The 3,212-nt window shown below is 73.0% G+C and carries 5 protein-coding genes; 4 read left to right on the forward strand and 1 reads right to left on the reverse strand.

Annotated features, from left to right (window positions below):
- Positions 1–637, forward strand: a 637-nt coding sequence (locus VFS34_00930) for a bifunctional 5,10-methylenetetrahydrofolate dehydrogenase/5,10-methenyltetrahydrofolate cyclohydrolase (GenBank protein HET9792994.1), incomplete at its 5' end; no start/stop codon positions are given.
- Positions 634–1,248 carry a dephospho-CoA kinase gene (gene coaE / locus VFS34_00935; protein ID HET9792995.1) on the forward strand — a complete coding sequence of 205 codons (615 nt, stop codon included), beginning with the start codon at positions 634–636 and terminating at the stop codon, positions 1,246–1,248. The genes VFS34_00930 and coaE, both read left to right, overlap by 4 nt.
- A gap of 16 nt (positions 1,249–1,264) precedes the next feature.
- Here coaE and rdgB read toward each other — a convergent pair whose 3' ends face one another.
- Positions 1,265–1,819: an RdgB/HAM1 family non-canonical purine NTP pyrophosphatase gene (gene rdgB, locus VFS34_00940; GenBank protein HET9792996.1), complete on the reverse strand. Its 555-nt coding sequence runs from the start codon at positions 1,817–1,819 to the stop codon at positions 1,265–1,267.
- Positions 1,820–1,884: 65 nt separating this feature from the next.
- Here rdgB and VFS34_00945 point away from each other — a divergent pair, with 65 nt between their 5' ends.
- Both VFS34_00945 and VFS34_00950 read left to right on the forward strand, forming a co-directional pair.
- Positions 1,885–2,664, forward strand: coding sequence for a hypothetical protein (locus VFS34_00945; GenBank protein ID HET9792997.1), 780 nt, complete (start codon positions 1,885–1,887; stop codon positions 2,662–2,664).
- Positions 2,665–2,867: 203 nt separating this feature from the next.
- The coding region (locus tag VFS34_00950) for an aldo/keto reductase (protein HET9792998.1) at positions 2,868–3,212 on the forward strand (345 nt) is incomplete at its 3' end.

Below are 3,212 nucleotides of genomic sequence, written 5' to 3' on the forward strand. Positions count from 1 at the left end.
CCCCGCCGTCGACGGGATCCTCGTCCAGATGCCGCTCCCTTCGGGCCTCGACGGCCGCCGCGTCCTCGACGCCGTCGACCCCGCCAAGGACGTCGACGGCTTCCACCCGGTCAACGTGGGCCTGCTCCAGCAGGGGCGTCCGCACCTCGTGCCCTGCACGCCCGCCGGGATCATGGAGCTGCTCCGCCGCGCCGGGATCGGAGTCGCCGGCAAGCGGGCGGTCGTCGTCGGACGGAGCGAGATCGTGGGCAAGCCGATGGCCGCGCTGCTGCTCGCGCAGAACGCCACCGTCACCGTCGCCCATTCGAAGACCGCCGATCTGCCGGCGGTGTGCCGGGAGGGAGAGATCCTCGTCGTCGCGATCGGCCGGCCGCGCTTCGTGACGGCGGAATTCGTCCGTCCGGGAGCGGTCGTGATCGACGTCGGGATCAACCGGCTGGAAACGGGGCTCGCGGGCGACGTCGATTTCGATTCGGCGAGCGAGGTCGCCTCGGGGATCACCCCCGTTCCGAGAGGCGTCGGGCCGCTGACGGTGGCGATGCTGCTGAAGAACACGGTTCGCGCCGCCCGCTCACGCGGGAAACCCCTCTCCCCCGCCTCCACCCCGGGCGGGGAGGGGAACGCGCGCCGATCGTGATCCGGATCGGCCTGACCGGCGGAATCGCCGCGGGAAAGTCGGCCGCCGCGAAAATACTGCACGATCTGGGAGCCCGGGTCTTCGATGCCGATGCGATCGTGGCCGAGCTCTACCGTCCCGGCGCGGCCGGGAGCCGCGAGGTCGAGCGGCTCTTCGGCTCCGGGATGCTCGATCCCGGCGGAGCCGTCTCGAAGGCGTCGCTCGCGAAGCTCGCGTTCGGCGACCCGGACTCGCGGCGCCGCCTCGAGGCCGCGATTCACCCCCTCGTCATCGCCGAGATCCGCCGCCGATTCGCGGAAGCGGAGACGGCGGGCGCGCCGGCCGCCGTCGCGGAAGCGTCCCAGCTCCTCGAGGGCGGGTACGCGGGAGAGTTCGACCGGGTGCTCCTCGTGGTCGCCCCTCGAGCGGTGCGTCTCGACCGCGCGGAAAGGCGCGGCATCTCCCGCGAGGACGCGGAGCGCCGCATGGAGGCGCAGATGCCGGACGCGATCGCCCGCGCGAAGGCGGACGTCGTCGTCGACAACGCGGGGACGCTCGAGGAGCTCAGGCAAGAGCTCGGAGAGGCGTACCGGAGGTGGACCGACGCGCGGTCGCCCGCCGGCGGCGCCTAGGCCGGATCGCTCGGCGTCAGCGCCCGTCCTGCCAGAGGCGAATCTTCTTCCGCAGCTCCTCCCAGGCGCGGCGCCGGTGCGAGATCCCGTTCTTCTCGGCGGCGCTCATCTCGGCGAACGTGCGGGCCTCCCCGTCCGGAACGAAGATCGCGTCCCAGCCGAAGCCCCCCGTTCCGCGCGGCTTGTCGGCGATCGAGCCGTCGATCCGGCCGACCGCCGTCAGCTGCTCGGTCTCCGAGCGGAAAGCGAGGACGCAGGTCGCCCACGCGCGGCGGTCGCGGAAGCCGTCGAGCGAGCGGCAGAGCGTCTCGAGGCCCGCGAGCCTCTCGAACCATTTGACGTAAGGCCCCGGGAGACCGCCCCACGCCGCGAAACCGAGCGCGGAGTCTTCGACGACGCACGCGCGTTCCAGTCGCCGGAACGCTTCGCGCGCCTTCTCGCGCGCCACCTCCTCGATCGTCGCGGCCTGGATCTCCGGAAGCTCGACGTCGGCGCGTTCGACCTCGGAACCGAGGATCTCGGCGGCTTCGCGCGCCTTCGACGAAGAGCTGGTCACGAGCAGGATCTTCACGCGGCGATTGTAGCGGGCCGCGCGCCGGGAGACGCTCGCCGGTCCTTATAATGCGACCCGCGACCGTGGCCCACGATCCCGGAACTCCCGTTCGCCCCCTTCGCGCCGTCGCTCTCGCCGTCGCCGGCTTCGTCGTGCTCGCCACGGCGGCCGCGGCCGGCGTTCCCCCGAGCGCTCCTCCGCCGTCTCCCCCCGAGCCGGCCCGGTCCCCCGCCCGGACCGACGAGTCCGCGGCGCGCGAGCGCGTCCGCGTCCTCCGCGCCGCCGCCGAATCGGGGCGCGACGCGGACATCGACGCGTTCGTCGCCTTCGTCCTCGATTACGTCGGTCAGCACCCGGGATCTCCGCTCTCCCGCCATCTCCGGCGCGATCTGCCCCGGAGTCTCAAAAGCGAGGCGCGCCGCGCCGAGCGGACGGGGAACGGCCGGCGGGCTCTGGCGCTCTATCGGATCTACGAGCGCCTCCCGTTCCTTCCGCCGGATCGCGAGGTCGGCCACCGACGCGCGGCGCTCGAATCGGCGTTCGTCGCGGCCCGCATTTCGCCGGAACCGCACCCGCCGGCGATCCTCGCCCACGCCGGCCGGGAGGTCGCGATTCCGGTCGACTGGCCGGGCAGCGGGGAGGGAGTCTCGGGGGAGCTGCACTTCCGGAAGGGCGCGTCCGGGGAGTGGCGCAGCGTGCCGATCCTCGCGGGTCCGGACGGAAGGCGGAAAGCGATCGTCCCGGCCGAGGAAGTCGCGCCGCCATCGATCGCCTACTGGACCGAAATGCGCGACGCCGCCGGCCACGTGCGCCGGTCGGGCTCGGCGGACGCGCCGATCGTCCTCCGCGTCCTCGAACGCTGACGGGGGCGCCCTTCGGCGCGCATGCCCGGCCGGTTCTTCATCCCGCTATACTCGGACGTTCGTTTTCCGGGAGAGGATCGCATGCGGCGCATCGTGGAGGGACAACCGGTAACCGCGGACGGCGAGACCTCGGCCGACCGACGGCGGCGCCCGCTCGTGCCGACGCTCCCGGCGCGGGAGCGCGGCCCCCGGGAGGGCCGCCGATGATCGACGGGCGGGCGACCCCGGAGGGAACGGCACGATTCGCCGGACGATTCCGCGCCGCGCCCTCGCATTTCCGGCAGGCGCAGGACGGCCTGACGCTCTCGTCGATCGGCCTCGGGACCTACCTCGGGGAAGAGAACGACGAAACCGACCGCGGCTTCGAGGAATCGATCGGCATCGCTCTCGGGCTCGGGGTGAACGTGCTCGACACGGCGGTCAACTACCGCGGGCAAAGGAGCGAGCGCGCCGTGGGACGCGCGGTCGCCGGCGCGATCGCGCGCGGCGCCGGCGCGCGCGACGAAATCTTCGTGGCGACGAAGGGGGGATTCCTTCCCTACGACAGC

This window comes from Thermoanaerobaculia bacterium, from assembly GCA_035717485.1.
Lineage (GTDB): Bacteria > Acidobacteriota > Thermoanaerobaculia > UBA5066 > DATFVB01 > DATFVB01.